The organism is Neorhizobium huautlense (assembly GCF_030811685.1).
Classification (GTDB): Bacteria; Pseudomonadota; Alphaproteobacteria; order Rhizobiales; family Rhizobiaceae; genus Neorhizobium; species Neorhizobium huautlense_A.
This window is the reverse complement of record NZ_JAUSRF010000001.1, coordinates 1-18683: the sequence shown is the minus strand read 5'-3', so window position 1 is coordinate 18683 and position 18683 is coordinate 1. Positions and strand designations below refer to the sequence as shown.

Sequence of the window (18683 nt, the reverse complement as noted above, 5' to 3'; positions counted from 1 at the left end):
GCGAAAGAGCGATGCCCTCCGCTCACGCCATCTGCGGGCGCGTTCCTCCTGTTGTCCCCCGAAGGGAGTGAACACCTTGCCGGGCGAGCCGGGGCGGGTGTGGTATCCTCCGCTTGGAGAAGACGAGACATAGAATAAGAAAGTACTAAAATAACCAGATGCTAAAATAAAAAATGCGAGAGTGGGTCGTTTATCCCAAATTTGGATGATTGGACTGCGGTCGCGGGCTCGAAACCGGCCGTCGCTTGTGCTGCCCGGCGCAGGCCGGAGGGGCGGATTTTGGCCGGGGTGACCTGCCACCGGTGTTCGGCTCTCGCTTGCCGGCTTATTTACAAAAGCAATCCTGGCGGGCTTCGATATGTTGTTGCCTTTTCAGGTTGCATTTGATTTGTTGCATTCATCTTAACGCTGGAGGGGCGGCATGATTGCAAGCGTTCTAAGTCAAGCCTCAACGCCGCACATGCGGCTTGATCCCTTCCCGCATCTGGTCATCGAGAATGCCTTGCCCGCCGAAGATTACCGACGTCTTCAGGCATCGTTTCCGCCGATGGAGGCGATCGTCGGGTCATCGCCGGCGCACGGGCTCGCCAGCAATCGCCGCTACTCGATGTCGAGCTGGCCGCTTCTGCTGCGCGATGACGTTGCGGCGTGCTGGAAAACCTTCCTGCAACATCATACCAGTCCGCAATTTCTGGAAGAGGTTTTTGCCCGCTTTTCCGGGCATTGGGACATAGATCTGGTGCCGGTGCTGAAGCACGCGGTGTCCGATGGCGATGCCGGGCTTCTTCACCGCGACGCTCACCGCACCGGCCGTGTTCTTCTCGACGCGCGGGTGGAAATCAACAGCCCCGTTTCGAAGGCGGCCTCTTCCGCGAGAGGTGCTCATCTCGATACGCCCAACAGGCTTTATAGCGGTCTCTTCTATCTGCGTTCGGAAGAGGACGATTCCACCGGCGGCGAGCTTGATCTCTATACCTGGAAGGAGCAGCCGGCATCGAATATCGACGTCTTCGAACTGCCGGCAGACATGGTGCAAAAGGTGGGCTCCATCCCCTATCGCGCCAATCAGCTCGTAATGTTTCCGCAAAGCATGCTTGCCCTTCATGGTGTCGGCATCCGTTATCCGACCCCGCATATTCGCCGGTACGTCTTTATCACGGCAGAGATCGGTTATGATTGGCTGAGCGGTGAGCAGGCGTCGCCGAAACTTGCGGAAAGCGTGGCATGAGGTTGCTCGTTTATGGAATGCAGTCGAGTGGAGCCACCGCTTTCACCCTCTTTCTCGCGCAACAATCGGGGTGTCTCGGCCTCGTCGATATCCTCAACAATTATGCAGCGCCTCGCTTGGATTATGGCGGAGATGTCGTGGCCAAGGTCGTGGTCACCACGGCCTATCCGCTGCCGGTTCATCAGGAGCGGTTTCGCCCGGACCGGACAATTCTTTTCCTGCGTGATCCGCGCAGCAATTTCGAAAGCCTCAAGCGGAAACATTACCGAAACCATTCCGGCTTGATCGAAGAAAAATTTGCACTGATCGACCGCATTTTTGCGGAGCGGGACCAATTCGATGCCGTGATCCATTATGAGGATTTCATCGCACGAAAGCCGCAGATCCTCGAGACGGTAAATGCTCTTGGTTGGGCAATCGACGAAAGCTGTTACGCCTTCAGGCGCAACCACGACGATCTGGCAGCAGCCTTGTGGAATGCTGTGCCCGATCTTTTTGAAAGGTTCGAGTTTTCCTACGGCAATGTACAGTTGGCCGAGGTCACGTCGAATATCCGTGTCAGGAATTTTTCAGCCGAGGTTGAAGAGAGTGTGTCGAGCTTAAGTCCGCGTCTTCTCCGGCATTACCAACAGAGGGACCGAGATTCGCTTCCGGGATCGAACGCTCAGGACGCCACTCCAGCTGGATATGGCCATGAACAACATCCAGCTCTCTGAGGCCGAGCCGCGCATAGAGACGTCGCGCTGGGTTATAGGGCGTTACCGACCCACGTATGGCCTGACCGGTAACGCGGCAGCGCTCCATCACGGCCTCCAGCGCCAGGCGGCCTGTGCCCGCGTTGCGAAACGCCGGCTGCACCGCCAGATCGATGACCTGCAGGCAGTCGCCGAGATCTGCGATCGACACGATTCCCACCGCCCGGTTCGGCTCTGCACTATCCGCGCGCGAAAAGGCAAGATGATGCGCATCGGGATAGGCGGAGTCCAACCCGCTCAGGTAGCCGGCATATTGCTGCATTGCCAGCGTGTTTCGGATCTCGTCCGGCAGGGCGGAAAACTCCCTTTCCCGGGAAGTCAGAAACAGTTCGAGGCGAAACGGCTCGTCGCCGGGGCTGAGGCTGCGGAACAGCAGGCGGGACGTGGATGTCAGCATAATAACCTTTAATTGAGTGACGGGAGGTTTCCTGTCGGTAGAAAGGCACGAGAATGACTGATCAGCAGATGATCCCGATAACCCAGGAAGCTTTCAATCCCTATCTCGGGAGCGTTTTTAGCGTACGGAATATCGATGTTCCGTTTGAGCTGAAGCTTGTCGAGATTGAGGACACGGCAAAAGGCCGCCCATGGCCGACAAGCCTTCGCAGGCCCTTCACCATGATTTTCGCGGGTCCGCCCGAGGCCATTCTGATCGAAGGGCTGCGTGTCATTGCCGCTCCCGATGGCGCCTTTTGCGAACTCTACCTCATTCCCATCATGACGCATGATGCGGCGACGGTCGGTCAGCAGTACCAGGCTACCGTCAACTGATCGGTCGCATGCCGTACACGGCGGGCGATTTCCGCCCGTCGCGACACGGATAGGGAACTCAGTTTCTGGAGGGAAAAAACCCATCGATTGCTATGATGTAGTTCAGCGCCAGATACGGCTGCATGATGGAGAAAGGCTGTGAGTTGCCGGTAAAGCCGACCTGGACGGGTCCGGTTACGTTTCCGCTGATGGCGGCGGATGTTCCACCCAGCTTGACCTGGGTCATACCACCGGATGCCGCATAGATTTTTGTGAGGTTCGGTTCGACATCGGCGAGTTGATCCCCGGCTGCGGGAAGATCTTTCGTGGCCTTGTCCGCTGTGACATTGACGGTCACATCCGCATGGAGGGACGAACCGTTGCCCGTAAATGTCGCGGCATGGTTGTGTGAGGGCATTTCGGGTATGGTCATCGTGTGCGTCGGTGTGCCAGACTGTTCGCCCAGTGCGTATGGCGGCAGGCCTAGCCCTTGGCCGGGCGCGATGGGGACGCGCCCGCGCAAATCCGGCAGCGCAAATGTGGTTTGCCCATTGCCCCCGTAAGTGGTTCCCAACAGTGAAAAAAGCGCGGTATTCTGTTGGATGGGGAGTATCTGGCCGGCACAAAAGGCCCATCCGCGTGGCGCGAAATTTCCGGCGAAGAGAATTACTGATGCGATGAAAGGCTCACTCATTCACGTCCTCCTTTGTTTATCTGGAAAACATCCTCCGGGCGCCTGAAGCAGGCGGGAAAAACATATAATTACTTTGATTTCACAGACGAAACACAGGAAGTACATGATGTCCTGAGCGCCGTTTCGTATTCCCCCGCGCCATGTTCGGCATGTCTGACATGACATGTTTGACAGATCAAAACAAGCAATGGTCGTAAAAATATACGACACACCAAATATATAGAATCTATTGCTAAAAAATCACACTGCGATTCAAAGCAACTCAGGCGAGCATTTTCTGGCGGACAATCATTTCGAGCTTTGATATTCGGTTGCGTGGGACGGGTGTCGCTACCTGTGGCTGACTGATCAGGGTCTGAGGGGAACTGCTCGATGCGCTTGAAACCAATTCGTAATTTGAAATTGGCCACATCATATTCCAGTGAATTTTCAGAGAGAATCATCACAGCCGCGTTTTCGGCCTGCGTCGCGATCCTTCTCACGATGTTCCTTGCATTGCTCACGCCACAGCAGGCACGCGCGCAATCGGTTGGATGCAACGCCCTGAACGCCAGTCCTTACGTGGGCGGGAGCACTTCGTCCGTCAATGATTTCGACACGTTTGACGGGTTCGCATTGGGAGAGAAAATCAACTGGCGGGCGGCTTCGAGCGGCAATGGGGTTGTCCAGTTCCTCATTGGCACCGATAACGGTCCGATTGATTTGCTTGATAGTTCAGGTGGAAACTTCGACAAGCCAGACGTTTACGATATCGTCGGGGACCGGACGAACGGCGATCGCGACATATCGTTTGCGTGGTTCATAAACAACAGTTCGGCGACTGTTCCCTCATCGATCCTTGTTGTGGCTTCCTGCACCGCAGCTCCGCCTTCCATCACGTCGTTCTCTCCCGACATGGCGTCGACGCTCGGCACGACCAATATCGCCATCACTGGTACCAATTTCCTGGATGTTGACGAGGTGAAGATCGGTGGCGTCTCAGCGCTCTTCACGGTGAACAGCACCACGCAGATCACGGCAACCGCACCCGTAAACCCTGTCGGCCCTGCGACTGTGGAGGTCATAACGCCTGGGGGCGCGGCAACCGCTGCGGCGACCCTTACCTACGTGCCGCCGCCGACCATTGCCTCAAACACCCCAGTCTTTGGTCCGACCACCGGTGGCACGCAGGTGCAGATCACGGGTGCAAACTTCACGAATGCGTATTTCGTTTCCATCGCGGGTGTAACTGTCACCAGCTTTACGATCGACAGCCCAACGCAGATCACGGCGACGACTGCGGCCGGCAGTGCAGGCATAGGTGATATCATCGTTATCACGCCCGGCGGCACGGTAAGCCGTCCGAACAGCTTTACCTACTTTACGCCGCCCACTCTTACCTCCAGTTCTCCGCCCAACGGCCCGACCACCGGCGGCACACCGGTGGTGATCACGGGTGCAAATCTTTTGAGTACCTCTTCGGTCTTGATAGCGGGCACGCCGGCTACGGGCTTCACGATCAATGGCCCGACACAAATCACGGCGACCACTGGGGCCGGCAGCGCCGGCACGGGCGATATCATCGTCACCACGCCTGGTGGCACGGTAAGCCTTCCGAACAGTTTTACCTATGTGACGCCGCCAACGATTGCCTCCAGTAGTCCGAGCGCTGGCCCGACTTCCGGCGGTACGCCGGTTGTGATCATCGGCACGAACCTTTTGAATGCCTCTTCCGTTTCCATCGCAGGCACGCCCGCCTCCAGCTTTACCATCAACAGCGCGAACCAGATCACCGCGACCACGGCGGCCGGCAGTGCCGGCCTGGGCGATATCATCATCACCACGCCTGGCGGCACGGTCAGCCTTCCGAACAGCTTTACCTATGTTGCGCCGCCGACGCTGACTTCCGTCTCTCCGCCGAATGGTCCGCTCGGCGGCGGTACGTCGGTGGTGATCGCCGGCACGAACCTTTCGACTGCGACTTCGGTCTCTATAGGAGGTACGGTCGCGGCGTTCACGGTCAATGGTCCGACACAGATCACGGCAACGACACCGGCCGGCAATGCGGGGCCTGCCGATATCCTGGTGACGACGGCGGGCGGCAGCGAGGTGCTGGCGGGCGGCTTTACCTATGTGCCTGCTCCGACACTGACGTCGATCTCACCGCAGGATGGCCCGACGGGAGGTGGCACGTCGGTTGTCATCATTGGAACGGACCTTTCGACTACGACTTCGGTCTCGATCGGGGGGGCGGTCGCGGCGTTCACGGTCAATGGTCCGACACAGATCACGGCAACGACACCGGCCGGTAGTGCCGGTCCCGCTGATGTCGTTGTGACGACGGCAGGTGGCAATGACACACTGTCGGGTGCATTCACCTATGTGCCTGCGCCGACGCTGACCTCCGTTTCGCCGGCGAATGGCCCGCTCGGCGGTGGTACGGTGGTCGTTATCTCCGGCACAAATCTTTCGAATGCGACGTCCGTCTTGTTCGGCGGCACGGCCGCGACGGGTTTCACGGTTATTAGCCCGACACAGATCACGGCAACGGCGCCAGCCAGCAGCGCCGGTGCTGCCGATATCATTGTGACGACGGCGGGTGGCAGTGTGACACTGCCGGGTGCTTATACCTATGTGCCTGCGCCGACGCTGACATCCGTTTCGCCACCGGATGGTCCGCTTGGCGGCGGTACCTCGGTTGTGATCATCGGCACGAACCTTTCGACGACGACTTCCGTCTCTATCGGAGGTACGGGCGCCACGTTCACGGTCAATGGTCCGACACAGATTACGGCAACGACGCCGGCCGGCAGTGCCGGTGCAGCCGACGTCGTTGTGACGACGGCGGGCGGCAGTGTGACGCTTGCGGGCAGTTTCACCTATGTGCCTGCGCCGACGCTGACTTCCGTATCTCCGCCGAATGGTCCCCTCGGCGGCGGTACCTCGGTTGTGATCATCGGCACGAACCTTTCGAATGCGACCTCCGTCTCGTTCGGAGGTACGGCCGCCACGTTCACGGTCAATGGACCGACACAGATCACGGCAACGACACCGGCCGGCAGCGCCGGTCCTGCCGATATCGTTGTGACGACGGCGGGCGGCAGTGAAACACTTGCGGGCGGTTTCACCTATGTTCCGGTGCCGACGCTGACCTCCGTCTCTCCGCCGAATGGTCCGCTCGGCGGTGGTACGTCGGTGGTGATCACCGGCACGAACCTTTCGACTGCGACTTCGGTCTCGATCGGAGGTACGGTCGCCGCGTTCACGGTCACTGGTCCGACACAGATCACGGCGACGACACCGGCCGGTAGTGCGGGGCCTGCCGATATCGTTGTGATGACGGCGGGCGGCAGCGAGACGTTGGCGGGCGCCTTTACCTATGTGCCTGCTCCGACACTGACGTCGGTCTCACCGCAGGATGGCCCGGCTTCAGGTGGCACATCGGTTGTCATTATTGGAACGGACCTTTTGAATGCCACTTCGGTCTCGTTCGGTGGCACAGCCGCGACGGGCTTCACGGTCAACTCCTCGACACAGATCACGGCGACGACGCCTGCCGGTGGTGCCGGTCCCGCTGATGTCGTTGTGACGACGGCGGGTGGCAGTGTGACGCTAGCGGGTGCATTCACCTATGTACCTGCGCCGACGCTGACGTCTGTTTCTCCACCGGATGGTCCGCTCGGTGGTGGTACGACGGTGGTGATTACGGGTGCGGACTTTTCGAACGCGACCTCTGTTTCGTTCGGGGCCTCGGCAGCAACGGCGTTCACCATCAACAGTGCGACACAAATTACCGCGACGACACCGGCTGGCAGTGCCGGTGCGGTTGATGTCGTTGTGGTGACGGTAGGTGGCAGTACGACACTGCCAGGTGGCTTCACCTATGTTGCTCCTCCGACTCTGACATCCGCATTGCCGGCGGATGGTCCCACCTCCGGCGGCACGTCGGTGGTCATCACCGGTACGAACCTCTCGAATGCGACCGCCGTTTCGTTTGGAGGCACGGCAGCAACGGCGTTTACAGCCAGCGCGACGCAGATTACCGCGACGACACCGGCTGGCGGTGCCGGCCCGGTGGATATCGTCGTGACGACGGCGGGTGGCAGTGTGACGCTGGCTGGGGGCTTTACCTATGTGCCTGCGCCGACGCTGACCTCCGTTTCTCCACCGGATGGACCGACCTCCGGCGGTACCTCGGTGGTCATTACGGGTACCAATCTTTCGAATGTATCCGCGGTTTCGTTCGGGGCCACGGCGGCAGCAAGCTTCACGCTCGACAGTGCGACGCAGATCACGGCGACGACGCCGGCCGGTAGTGCCGGCGCAGTCGATGTCGTTGTGACGTCGGTGGGTGGCAGTGTAGCGCTGACGGGCGGGTTCACCTATGTCGCGGCGCCGGCATTAACGTCCGTTTCGCCGACCGCCGGCCCGACGGGCGGTGGCACGGTGGTTGTGATCACCGGTACAAGCCTGTCGAACGTGTCGACGGTTTCCTTCGGGGCGACCGCCGCGACAAGCTTCACGCTCGACAGCGCGACCCAGATCACGGCGACGGCACCGGCTGGCAGTGTCGGCCCGGTTGATATCGTTGTGGCGAGTGCAGGAGGGGTTGCGACGCTGCCAGGTGGCTTCGCCTATGTCGGGGCACCGACGGTAACCTCGATCACGCCGACCAATGGTCCGACATCCGGCGGCACGGCCGTGGTGATCACCGGCACGGATCTCTCCACGGTCTCTGCGGTTTCGTTCGGTTCCATACCCGCGACCAGCTTCACGGTGAACAGTGCGACACAGGTTACGGCGACGACACCTGCCGGCAGCGCCGGGGCGGTGGATGTCGTGGTAACAGCAGTGGGCGGTACGGATACGTTGCCTGGTGGCTTTACCTATGTGGTGCCGCTTCCGGCAATCACCTCGGTTTCCCCCAATACGGGTTCTACTCTGGGTGGCACAGCGGTCACTGTCAGCGGGACAGGGCTGACCGGGGCGAGTGCGCTTGCTTTTGGCGGCGTAGCGGCGACAAGTTTCACCGTTGTCAGCGATATCCAGATTACCGCCGTCACACCGGCGGGTGCGAGCGGGCCTGTCGACGTTTCGGTGACGACACCAGGCGGCTCCAACAGCCTTCCCGCAGGCTTTACCTATACGGCCGCGCCGCCGACCCTTTCATCGGCGTCGCCCAATGACGGCTCCACGACGGGCGGCACGACGGTCACCATCGTCGGCACAAACCTCACCGGTGCCAATGCTGTTGCATTCGGGGTGACGCCAGCCGCAAGCTATACGGTTGTCAGCGATACCCAGATCACGGCGGTCTCACCGGCACATGCTGCCGGTACGGTCGATATCGTGGTCACGACACCACTCGGCAGTGCAGACCTTCCCGGGGCGTTCACGTTCACGTCGCCATTGCCAACGGTGGCCGGCATATCGCCGAATACGGGCGATACTCTGGGTGGGACGTCCGTGGTGATTACCGGCAGCAACTTTGCCGGTGCCTCCGCCGTCAGCTTTGGTGGCACTGCTGCGGGCAGTTTCGTCATCGATAGTGCAAGCCAGATAACGGCGGTGACCCCCGCACATCCGGCTGGAGCCGTCAATGTCGTCGTCACCACGCCAGCCGGCAGCAGTGCGGCCGGGGCGGTCTTCACCTATATCCTGCCGGTGCGTCCGGACCCGTCTCTCGATCCGGAGGTGGTTGGGCTCATCAATGCGCAGGCCAGTACGGCAACACGCTTCGCGCGAACCCAGATGCGCAACTTTCACGGACGCCTGGAGCGGTTGCACAACGAGAGGGAGCGGCGGGCAGCCAGCATGGACGTTCGTTTTGGCTTCCCAACCGAAAAACGCAAGGAAAATGCCGTTGAACGGTTGCTTGATCAGCAGACCTCCAATGCCCAACGTTTGTCAAAGGGCGAAAAATCGTCTGCCGCGTCGAGTTATGGTTATGGCACGGATGGGGTCGGGCCGATTTCGGGCGCGGTCAGTCAGGGGCAGTCCTCGGGAGGTGGCGAGGCGCAACCGGAAAACAGCAGGCTCGCTTTCTGGTCCGGCGGTTTCGTGAATTTTGGCGACCGCGAGAATAGCGGTGTCGATATCGACCATACGAATATCGGCGTCAGTGGTGGTTTCGACTATCGCTTTTCCGACAGGTTCGTCGCCGGTCTCGGCATCGGTTTCAGCCGTGATCGTACGGATGTTGGCAATAACGGCACGGAAAGTGAGGCCCATGCCTTCAGCGCCGCAGTGTACGGCAGTTTCGAACCCGTCGACAATTTCTTCATCGACGGACTTTTCGGTGGCGGCACGCTGAATTTCGACTCCCGCAGATTTGTGACCTCGACGGGAGATTTTGCGATCGGTGAGCGAGACGGGTCCCAGGTATTCGGCTCTCTCACCGCCGCATACGAACTGCGTGAGGAAAGCTGGCTTGTCTCGCCTTATGCCAGGGTCGAGTTTTCGCGCTCATGGCTGGACGAGTTCACGGAAACCGGTGGCGGTATCTACAACCTGACCTATGGAAAACAGACGGTCGATTCGTTCTCCGGTATTCTCGGTGTCCGCGCCAACAAGGCCTTCGAGATGGATTGGGGTATTCTCAGACCGGGCATTCGGGCCGAATATGTTCACGACTTCGATGGTTCGTCGCGTGCGCGGCTTGGTTACGCGGATCTTGGTGGACTGCCCTACGAGGTCGAATTGCAGGACAAGGAGCGCGACTACTTGACGCTGGGACTGTCGATGGAGCTGCAGTTCGAGAACAACTGGGACCTGATATTCGATTATCGCGCGATGCTGGATGGCGAGGGCGATGCCGAACAGACGGTCGGCGTCCAGTTGAACGTGCGGTTCTAGCCCCGCCAGTCGCTAGCTGAAGGCGGTTACGATAGTCGGCAAGAAGAAGTTTGAGATGGGGGCGGCTTGCAGCGCGGCCCTCATCTCAAGGCATTTGGCTTGATTTCCTGGGACCGTCCGCGATCTCGGGAGGCTGGCTGTGGAGCCTCAGCCGGCTTTTTCGGCAAAGGCCGGGTAGATCGTGATGGGTGTTTTTAATGTGAAGCTGCCGCGAGGGGGATGCCAATTGCCCATGTGTGTCCGGTTCGGCAGATGTGTTTTGCGTCTCTCTGACGATGGATATACGCGTGCATATTATCGATCTGGCATGATCTGTCCGATGTGAAACTTGCTGAAGCGCTGGATGACCGTGCCTCCTTTCGGCGCCTCTGTGGCTTTTCCATCAGAGCCGACGCCGGAACGGACGACGTTCGTGCGCTTCCGAGATGCCCTGATCACCCATCGTCTGGCCGGGCTGTTTTTTGATTCAGTCACCCGCCAGCGCAAGGGTAACGTGGTTCGGGTGAAGACAGGGGGGCACCTGCCGATGCGGCGATCATCGCCTCTGCCCGAGCCTTTTCCTGTTGAATTGAAACGCTGGTTTCCTTGGCTGGGAAAGGTGTGGAACAATGAAAGCGTCGCAGTTTTCGGACGCCCAGAAGACGTTCATCGTAACTATCTGCGATTTTGGTAGACACCCTCTGGTTGGATTTTCTGCTGCTTCTCGAACTCGAAGGGCGACAGCATTCCGTCTCTGACGTGCGTGCGTTTCGAGTTGTAAAACATCTCGATGTTGTCGAACACATGCTGGCGCGTTTCGTCGCGTGAACGGTAGGCCTGTGACCTATCCTCTCTCGCTTCAGAAGATTGAAGAAGCTCTCGGCCACTGTATTGTCACGGCTGTTGCACGTCGCCTCATCGAGTGAACAAGATCGTGGTGCTGATAAACGAGACCCGGTCTGTCCGTCAGCACGGAACAGTCCCCCCTTTTTCGCATGGGATAACCCAACCCAAGGCGTCTTGGCCGGCTTGAAGGGCAGGAGCACGCCTTGCAGGTCTGCCACGATTTGAATTGCGTCGCGCATCCTCTCTTCGCCACCCCGACTGCTTTTGTCTTTCATGCCGGCGATTTTTAAGACCAGCTTGCGCGGGTGGCCGGGCACAGTCATTCCTCAGCTCTGTCGTTGCGGCCTGTGCCCAACAGCCAGCTGACGCAGCCCTAACAATCAGACGAACGGCACTCTTCCGAAACGACACGATATTCTATATATAAATCAAAAAAAACGATATAAACGGCTGATTTCCTATCATTCAGGTCGCGCCCATGAACCGAAATTTTCTCGTTATCGATCCGGAAAAGGATCTGGCCGCGATCAAGGGCGTCTCTTCGCTTGCGCGTATCAAGCTATTGAAAGAACTGGCGAAAAAACCCGGTATCAACATTAATGATCTGGCCCAGGTGTCCGGTTTTCCGCAATCCTCGGTGTCTACCCATCTTCAGGTTCTGGAAAAAGCCGGGTTGGTGCGCACTGAATTGCAGAAGGCGCGCAAGGGCAATCAAAAGATCTGTTTCGCCATTTACGATGAACTCATCGTCAGTTTTCATTCCAATGAGAGAACACTGTCGGCCAACGTCATCGAGGTCTCGATGCCGCTGGGACTCTACACCAACAATGCGGTGACAGGCCCCTGCGGTATCTGCTCGAACGAGGGAATTATCGGTCTTCTCGACGTGCCGGAGACATTCATGGATCCGGAGCGGATGAAGACCAGCCTCCTGTGGTTCACCAGTGGTTTCGTCGAATACCAGTTTCCCAACAATGCCAAGCTTCGTGGCGATAGTATTGAAACCATTGAAGTTTCCATGGAAGTTAGTTCCGAAGTGCCGGGCACGCTGGCCAACTGGCCGTCGGATATCGTGGTCTCCATCAATGGCACTGAACTCGGCATATGGACCTCGCCGGGGGATTTCGGTGATCGCCGCGGCGCCTATACACCGGCGTGGTGGAAGCTCAAGGGTTCGCAATACGGGCCACTGAAAACATGGTCGGTCGGTCCCGGCGGCACCTTCGTGGACGGCCACCGCATATCGGATGTGACAGCCGTCGATCTCGATCTCGACGGCCACCGATCCGTCCGCCTGCGCGTTGAAGTCAAGGCGGATGGCAAGCATCCGGGCGGCATCAACATTTTTGGACGCGGTTTCGGCAACTATGATCAGGACATAATTCTTCGTTTGATGACAAAGAGTTAGGTTGTCCAAAGCAGGCTTCTGCGCCCTATGTTTGTGCGGTGCAGCGCATTCTCCCCATTGACGCTCGCTCCTGATTGAGAAAGTCTATCAAAAAATACGATGTATATCGATTTTTCGATGGACTTTTGGAGGAGAGCTCAATGAAGGCACGTGTCGCCGTTCACCGCGATTTCAAGATCAGCGATATTGATCAACGGCTGTATTCGGCCTTCATCGAGCATATGGGGCGCGCCATTTATGGCGGCATTTATGAGCCCGGTCACCCCAATGCCGATGCCAATGGTTTCCGTACCGACGTCCTGAAATTCGTGCAGGATCTGAAGATCCCGGCGATCCGTTATCCGGGCGGCAATTTCGTTTCCGCCTATCGCTGGGAAGACGGGATCGGCCCACGCGATCAGCGGCCTGTTCGCCTCGATCTCGCGTGGCGCTCCAAGGAGACCAACCAGATCGGCATCAACGAATTTGCCGATTGGGCCGATATGGCCGGCATCGAGATGATGCTGGCGGTCAATCTCGGTTCGCGCGGACTGGAAGATGCCCGCAATTTCCTCGAATACGTGAATTTCCCCTCCGATACGACATGGAGCGACCTGCGCCGCTCGCATGGCCGCAAGGACGGTTACGACGTGAAAATGTGGTGCCTTGGCAATGAAATGGACGGGCCCTGGCAGATCGGCCACAAGGTGGCGACCGAATATGGCCGCCTCGCCAACGAGACGGCAAAAGCCTTCAAGGGCTTTGACAGCACGATCGAGGCGATCGTTTGCGGCAGTTCCAATGATGGCATGGCCACCTACCCGGAATGGGAACGTGAAGTTCTCGAAGAATGCTACGAAAATGTCGATTACATCTCGCTGCACAAATATTTTGGCAATTCCAGCAAGGACACGCTGAATTACTTTGGCAAGATCGAGGAAACCGGCCGTTACATCCAGACCATTGCCGGCACGATCGATTACGTGAAATCGAAGAAACGCGCCAAGAACGACGTGCATATCTGCTTCGACGAATGGAATGTCTGGTACCATATCCGCGAGGAAGATAGCCACCGCTGGCGCACATGGGACTGGCCTGAAGCGCCCGCTCTTCTGGAAGAAACCTACAATTTCGAAGACGCGCTTTTTGTCGCCGGCTTGCTCAACGAGTTCATCCGCCGCTCCGACCGTGTTCGCATTGCCTGCATCGCGCAGCTGGTCAACGTGATTGCGCCGATCCGCGCCGAAAAGAACGGCCCGGCATGGCGCCAGACCATCTACCATCCCTATCGTTTTGCCTCGATTTTTGGTCGTGGCGAAGCGCTGCGTGTGGCCGTCGATGCACCGACCTATGATTGCCAGGTGGCCGACGATGTTTCCTATCTCGATGTCGCGGCGGTGCGGAACCGTGATGAAGGCCTGCTGACCCTGTTCGTGGTCAACCGTCACCTGACGGAAAAGGCCGAGCTTGATGTCAGCCTTACCGGTTTTGCCGATGTCTCGCTCTATGAACATCATGCCATGGAGGGATACCAGCTGACTGACACCAACGGTCCGGACAAGCCGGATCATGTCGTGCCGAAGGCGGGCAGCGGTGTCGGCGTGGAGGATGGCAATCTCAAGGGCACGATCGCTCCGCTTTCCTATCATGTCTTCCGGCTGAAGGTTTCGTGAGGCCTGGCATGGGGATCACGCTTCGCAATGTCAGCAAGAGTTTTGGTGCACTCGGTGTCGTGCATGATGTCAGCCTGGATATTCCGACAGGGGATTTCGCCGTCTTCGTCGGGCCTTCGGGCTGCGGAAAGTCGACGCTCCTGCGCATGATCGCGGGGCTGGAGGAAACGACGTCGGGCTCGATTTCGATCGAGGGTCGCGATGTCACCGATGTCGAGCCGGCAAAGCGCGAGGTGGCGATGGTGTTCCAGTCCTACGCGCTTTATCCGCATCTCACCGTGTTCGAGAACATGGCCTTCTCTTTGCGCCTGAAAAAGACGCCGAAGCCAAAAGTCAACGACATGGTGCAGGAAGCGGCGCGCATCCTGCATCTTGAGGAACAACTCCAGAAACGGCCATCCGAACTCTCGGGCGGTCAACGCCAACGCGTCGCCATCGGCCGCGCGATCGTGCGCAAGCCAAAAGTGTTCCTGTTCGATGAACCGCTCTCCAATCTCGACGCCGAGTTGCGGGTGCAGATGCGGCTGGAACTCGCCAAGCTGCATAAACAGATTGGCGCCACGATGATCTATGTCACCCATGATCAGGTGGAGGCGATGACGCTGGCCGACCGCATCTTCGTTCTGAAGAAGGGCGTGTTGCAGCAGGCGGGAAAACCGCTCGATCTTTATGACGATCCGCACAACCAGTTTGTCGGTGGTTTTATCGGCTCGCCGGCCATGAACTTTTTGCCCGCCCGCGTGGTCGCCCGGCAGGGCGGTCTGATCCGGGTTGCGCTGGATGGGCTCGGCACGGAACTGTCGGCAAAATCGGATGCGAGCGTTGCCGAGGGAATGGCGATCAAGGTCGGCATCCGGCCCGAACATCTGGCCCCGACGGAAGGTGGTTTCGAAGCGGTGGTGGACATGGCCGAGGATCTCGGTGGCGTTTCCTACCTGCATGCGCGACTGGCAACGGGCAAGGACATCGTGGTGGAGCTGCGTGGCCGCCGCGAAAATTTCGATGGCAGAAAGATATCGCTTTCGGCGGATGCAGGGGAGGTTCTGCTCTTCGCCGAAGACGGCAGCAGGCTGCGATAGGAAATCGCACCGGCACTCAAGGAAATGGCAGACATTTCAACCCGCCACCTTCGGGAGAGGTGGCTTCGTGATGGAGGACACTTGAATGTTGTGCAGAAAACTTCTCGCGGCAACCGCGATCGCCCTTATGTCCGTGCCGGCTTTTGCTGCGGAAAATATCACCTGGTGGGATTTCTTTTCCGGCGGTGATGGCGTGCGCATGAAAGCGCTGATCACCCGCTTCAACGCGGAACACCCGGATATCAAGATCACCGGCACGACGCTGGAATGGGGTGTTCCATTCTACACCAAGGTGCGCACGGCTGTCGCGGTGGGGCAGGGGCCTGACATGATGACCTACCATCTGTCGCGCATGCCGCTGGGATTGAAGGAAGGCGTGCTCGACGAGATCACCGACAAGGACCTGGCCGATGCCGGCCTGACCAAGGACAGCTTTTTCCCCGCAGCCGTAGAAGCCGCCAGCGGTGATGACGGCAAGCTGCAGGCGGTGCCGTTCGATATCCATTCGATCGTGCTCTATTATAATACCAAGTTCCTTGAGGGGTCGAAATTCCTCGATGCCAATGGCAAGCTGACCGGCATCAACAATCTCAAGGATTTCGAGGAAGCGCTCGCCTATGCCAAGGAAAAGGGCGCCGAAGCGCCGGTTTCTTATGCCACCGGCGATGATGGTGCCACCTACCGCGTGTTCTACACCCTGTTCCGTCAGTTGGGTGGCGAGTTGATCACCGGCAACGAGGTTCTGGCCGGCGACAATCTCCAGAAAGCCGCCAAGGCAATCGAGGTGATGACCAACTGGCAGACCAATGAATGGCAGCCGGAACAGGCGGAATATGAAGCGTCCGTGGCGTTGTTCACCTCCGGCAAATCTGCCTTTTCGCTGAATGGCGTCTGGGAAGTGCCGACCATGGTCGATCTCGAAAAGAAGGGCTCGCTCGGCTACAAATGGGGTGCGGTGCAGGTGCCGAACCTGATGGGCACGCAGACCACATGGGCGGATTCGCATGCCTTCGCCATTCCCGCCAACAACAAGCTGACACCGGAAAAGCGCAGGGCCGTGATGACGGTGATCGGCTGGATGGAAAAGAACGCCATCGCCTGGGCGGATGCTGGCCATATCCCGGCCTTCAAGCCGGTGGCAGAAAGCGCCGAGTTCAAGAAGATGGAGCCGAACGCCACCTATGCGGCGCTGGCGGAGACCGCGTCCTTTGATCCGCGCTCATCCATCGCCGGTGTTGGTTCGCCAATCTATGATGCCGCCATCAACATCATCTCGCCCGCCATCCACGGTTATGCGGAGCCGCTGGCCGCCGCCGAGCAGATGAAATCCGACCTTCAGAACGTGTTGAAGTGACACCGTCAGCCGTGGCCGCCAATGTCTGGCGGCCACGTTACCGGGCATGGAGGGTAAAGACGTGGCAATGCTGACAAATCGGCGCAGGGAAATGGCGGTGGCCGCTTCACTTGTGGCCCCCTTCGTGCTGACTTTTGCGCTGGTCTTTTTGTATCCGGCCATCCGGCTGGTTGAACTGAGCTTTACCGACAGCCCGCTGATCGGCGAGGGTGAGTGGGTCGGTTTCGACAATTTCACACGTCTCCTGTCGGACAAGCTGTTTCTGACGTCGCTGAAGAACAACGGCTATTTCGTGCTGTTGACGGTCATCCCGACGACGGCAATCGCGCTCTGCGTCGCGTTGATGATCAACCGGCTGCGAGGCTCCCTGCAGGCGCTGGCGCTCGCCATCTTTTTCCTGCCTTACATCCTGCCGGTATCGGTCGTCACACAGATCTGGACCTGGATGCTGGATTTCCAGTTCGGCGTGCTTCAGCCGGTCATCGCATTCTTTTTCGGCAAATCCGTCGCGGTGTTCAAGAACCCCTATTGGGTCATGCCGACGGTGGCGCTTGTCACCATCTGGTGGACCAACGGTTTTAACGTCCTGCTGTTCATTGCGGGCCTGCGCAATATTCCAAAGGATTATTACGAGGCAGCGCAGCTCGATGGCGCCACGCGCACGCAACTGTTCCGCCGGGTCACATGGCCGCTTCTGTGGCCGGTCACGGCGCTGGTGCTGACATTGCAGATGATCCTGCAACTGAAGATTTTCGACCAGATCTATCTGCTCACCAAGGGCGGGCCGTTCAATTCGTCCTATGTCATGCTGCTGATGGTCTATCGCGAGGCCTTTCAGCTCAATCACGGCGGTTATGCCTCGGCCATCGCGCTGGTGCTGTTCATCGTCATCGCGGTCTTCTCCGTGCTGCAATATCAACTTCTTCGCGCCGGAGGCCGTCGATGACATCGCTGCGCAAATTCGAAAACGGCGTGCTGACGGTCGGCACCTTCGCTGCTGCCGCCTTGTGGATCTTTCCGCTCTACTGGGCTTTCATTACCTCGATGCGCTCGGAAGACCGTGTCGTCTCCAACGAGGCCGGGGTCATTCCCGACGAGTTCAATCCGGCCGCCTATATCGACATTCTCTGGAACACCAATCTCGTCAGCTGGTACATCAATTCCATCGGCACGGCCGTCATCATCACCTTCACGGTCATCGTCTCGGGCATGATGTGTGCCTATGCGATCTCGCAGATGCGCTTTCCGGGCCGGCGCATTCTTTATGGCGTCGTGCTCGCCAGTTTCATGGTGCCGTCGCAGGCGCTTGTCGTCACGCAGTTCATCCTGATGAACGATATGGGGCTGATCAACACATGGGCGGGCATCATCCTGCCGCAGTTGATCGTGCCGGTCGTCATCATCGTCTACAAGCAGTTCTTCGATGCCGTGCCGAAGGAAATGCGGGAAGCCGTCGTGCTCGATGGTGGCGGCGATTATACGCTTCTGTTCAAGGTCTACCTGCCGCTCAACTGGGGCATCACGACTGCGCTTGCGATCATCACCTTCATCATGGCCTGGAACCAGTTCCTCTGGCCCTTCCTCGCCGTGACCACGGAAAACAAGATGACCATTCCGGTGGGCATCACCCAGGTCAATGATGCGTTCGGGGTGTTTTATGCACGGCTGATGTCGGTCGCGCTTCTTGGCGCCATGCCGGTCGCCATCGCCTATCTCATTTTCCAGAAGAAGGTGACCGAGGCCGTGATGATCTCGTCCGGCGTCAAAGGTTAGCCATCACAACAGGTGGCGTCGGAGGCCAATGATATCGTTATCCGGCCATCTCTGCTGCCGGGGCGTGCGTTTGCGCCCCGGTTTCGCGTTAAGTGACATGTTGTTTTGTCTGGCAAATGGCTTCTTTCGCAAAAGTTCTGGGCGAAAACCCTTGGTGGACAAGGGGGGCCGGGTTTTCCCTTGAGAAAAGTGACAGATTTGCGAAATTGGCCGTTGACTTGGAGAAGTGGCTCGGCCTATAACCCGGTCACTGACGAGGGCGGCGGCGCTGCTGGCGACGAAGTTCTTGTCTCAAAAATCTTTAGAGAATTGGCGGAATGCTGATAGGGCC

Annotated in this window: 12 protein-coding genes and 2 pseudogenes; 11 read left to right on the top strand and 3 right to left on the bottom strand. The window is 58.6% G+C overall.

Annotated elements, in window-relative coordinates; genetic code table 11:
- The first annotated feature begins 421 nt into the window (after nucleotides 1-421).
- The gene (locus tag J2T09_RS00070) at nucleotides 422-1228 is read left to right on the top strand and encodes a 2OG-Fe(II) oxygenase (RefSeq protein ID WP_306829744.1); all 807 of its coding nucleotides are present in this window, start codon (nucleotides 422-424) and stop codon (nucleotides 1226-1228) included.
- The gene (locus tag J2T09_RS00065) at nucleotides 1225-1944 is read left to right on the top strand and encodes a hypothetical protein (protein ID WP_306829742.1); all 720 of its coding nucleotides are present in this window, start codon (nucleotides 1225-1227) and stop codon (nucleotides 1942-1944) included. The genes J2T09_RS00070 and J2T09_RS00065 overlap by 4 nt, the downstream gene beginning before the upstream one ends.
- Nucleotides 1945-2005: 61 nt before the next feature.
- On the opposite strand, the pseudogene J2T09_RS27545 reads toward J2T09_RS00065, so the two are convergent.
- Nucleotides 2006-2245 (bottom strand): annotated as a pseudogene (locus tag J2T09_RS27545) (GNAT family N-acetyltransferase); the annotation flags it as partial.
- A gap of 188 nt (nucleotides 2246-2433) precedes the next feature.
- On the opposite strand from J2T09_RS27545, the gene J2T09_RS00055 reads away from it, so the two are divergent.
- Nucleotides 2434-2754 carry a DUF6916 family protein gene (locus J2T09_RS00055; RefSeq protein ID WP_306829738.1) on the top strand — a complete coding sequence of 107 codons (321 nt, stop codon included), beginning with the start codon at nucleotides 2434-2436 and terminating at the stop codon, nucleotides 2752-2754.
- A gap of 58 nt (nucleotides 2755-2812) precedes the next feature.
- Here the strand turns inward: J2T09_RS00055 and J2T09_RS00050 are convergent, their stop codons facing one another.
- A complete protein-coding gene (locus J2T09_RS00050; RefSeq protein ID WP_306829735.1) occupies nucleotides 2813-3427 on the bottom strand; it encodes a phage tail protein in 615 nt (204 codons plus the stop codon).
- An 843-nt stretch (nucleotides 3428-4270) separates the two neighbouring features.
- On the opposite strand from J2T09_RS00050, the gene J2T09_RS00045 reads away from it, so the two are divergent.
- Both J2T09_RS00045 and J2T09_RS27540 read left to right on the top strand, forming a co-directional pair.
- Nucleotides 4271-10261 (top strand): IPT/TIG domain-containing protein, encoded by a 5991-nt coding sequence (locus J2T09_RS00045; RefSeq protein ID WP_306829733.1) that lies wholly within the window; start codon nucleotides 4271-4273, stop codon nucleotides 10259-10261.
- Nucleotides 10262-10582: 321 nt separating this feature from the next.
- Complete coding sequence (locus J2T09_RS27540; protein WP_373458275.1) at nucleotides 10583-10726, top strand: hypothetical protein; 144 nt, start codon at nucleotides 10583-10585, stop codon at nucleotides 10724-10726.
- 189 nt (nucleotides 10727-10915) lie between these two features.
- On the opposite strand, the pseudogene J2T09_RS00035 reads toward J2T09_RS27540, so the two are convergent.
- A pseudogene (locus tag J2T09_RS00035) lies at nucleotides 10916-11177 on the bottom strand (IS3 family transposase); the annotation flags it as partial.
- Nucleotides 11178-11564: 387 nt separating this feature from the next.
- Between J2T09_RS00035 and J2T09_RS00030 the strand changes: the two are divergent.
- The 6 genes from J2T09_RS00030 (at nucleotide 11565) to J2T09_RS00005 (ending at nucleotide 18352) form a co-directional block, all read left to right on the top strand.
- The gene (locus J2T09_RS00030; RefSeq protein ID WP_306829729.1) at nucleotides 11565-12494 is read left to right on the top strand and encodes an ArsR/SmtB family transcription factor; all 930 of its coding nucleotides are present in this window, start codon (nucleotides 11565-11567) and stop codon (nucleotides 12492-12494) included.
- Nucleotides 12495-12634: 140 nt separating this feature from the next.
- Complete coding sequence (gene arfA / locus J2T09_RS00025) at nucleotides 12635-14146, top strand: arabinosylfuranosidase ArfA (RefSeq protein WP_306829727.1); 1512 nt, start codon at nucleotides 12635-12637, stop codon at nucleotides 14144-14146.
- Between the two features lie 8 nt (nucleotides 14147-14154).
- Nucleotides 14155-15225, top strand: coding sequence for an ABC transporter ATP-binding protein (locus tag J2T09_RS00020; RefSeq protein WP_306829725.1), 1071 nt, complete (start codon nucleotides 14155-14157; stop codon nucleotides 15223-15225).
- Between the two features lie 85 nt (nucleotides 15226-15310).
- Nucleotides 15311-16579, top strand: a complete 1269-nt coding sequence (locus J2T09_RS00015; RefSeq protein ID WP_306829723.1) for an extracellular solute-binding protein — start codon at nucleotides 15311-15313, stop codon at nucleotides 16577-16579.
- 67 nt (nucleotides 16580-16646) lie between these two features.
- Nucleotides 16647-17525, top strand: coding sequence for a carbohydrate ABC transporter permease (locus J2T09_RS00010; RefSeq protein ID WP_306830745.1), 879 nt, complete (start codon nucleotides 16647-16649; stop codon nucleotides 17523-17525).
- Nucleotides 17522-18352 (top strand): carbohydrate ABC transporter permease, encoded by an 831-nt coding sequence (locus J2T09_RS00005; protein ID WP_306829721.1) that lies wholly within the window; start codon nucleotides 17522-17524, stop codon nucleotides 18350-18352. Before J2T09_RS00010 ends, J2T09_RS00005 begins: the two co-directional genes overlap by 4 nt.
- Nucleotides 18353-18683: the final 331 nt, after the last annotated feature.

Coding starts and splice junctions, on each gene's coding strand:
- J2T09_RS00070 (WP_306829744.1), top strand. CDS start 422: ATGATTGCAAGCGTTCTAAGTCAAGCCTCAACGCCGCACATGCGGCTT.
- J2T09_RS00005 (WP_306829721.1), top strand. CDS start 17,522: ATGACATCGCTGCGCAAATTCGAAAACGGCGTGCTGACGGTCGGCACC.
- J2T09_RS00030 (WP_306829729.1), top strand. CDS start 11,565: ATGAACCGAAATTTTCTCGTTATCGATCCGGAAAAGGATCTGGCCGCG.
- arfA (WP_306829727.1), top strand. CDS start 12,635: ATGAAGGCACGTGTCGCCGTTCACCGCGATTTCAAGATCAGCGATATT.
- J2T09_RS00055 (WP_306829738.1), top strand. CDS start 2,434: ATGACTGATCAGCAGATGATCCCGATAACCCAGGAAGCTTTCAATCCC.
- J2T09_RS00010 (WP_306830745.1), top strand. CDS start 16,647: ATGCTGACAAATCGGCGCAGGGAAATGGCGGTGGCCGCTTCACTTGTG.
- J2T09_RS00050 (WP_306829735.1), bottom strand. CDS start 3,427: ATGAGTGAGCCTTTCATCGCATCAGTAATTCTCTTCGCCGGAAATTTC.
- J2T09_RS00020 (WP_306829725.1), top strand. CDS start 14,155: ATGGGGATCACGCTTCGCAATGTCAGCAAGAGTTTTGGTGCACTCGGT.
- J2T09_RS00065 (WP_306829742.1), top strand. CDS start 1,225: ATGAGGTTGCTCGTTTATGGAATGCAGTCGAGTGGAGCCACCGCTTTC.
- J2T09_RS00015 (WP_306829723.1), top strand. CDS start 15,311: ATGTTGTGCAGAAAACTTCTCGCGGCAACCGCGATCGCCCTTATGTCC.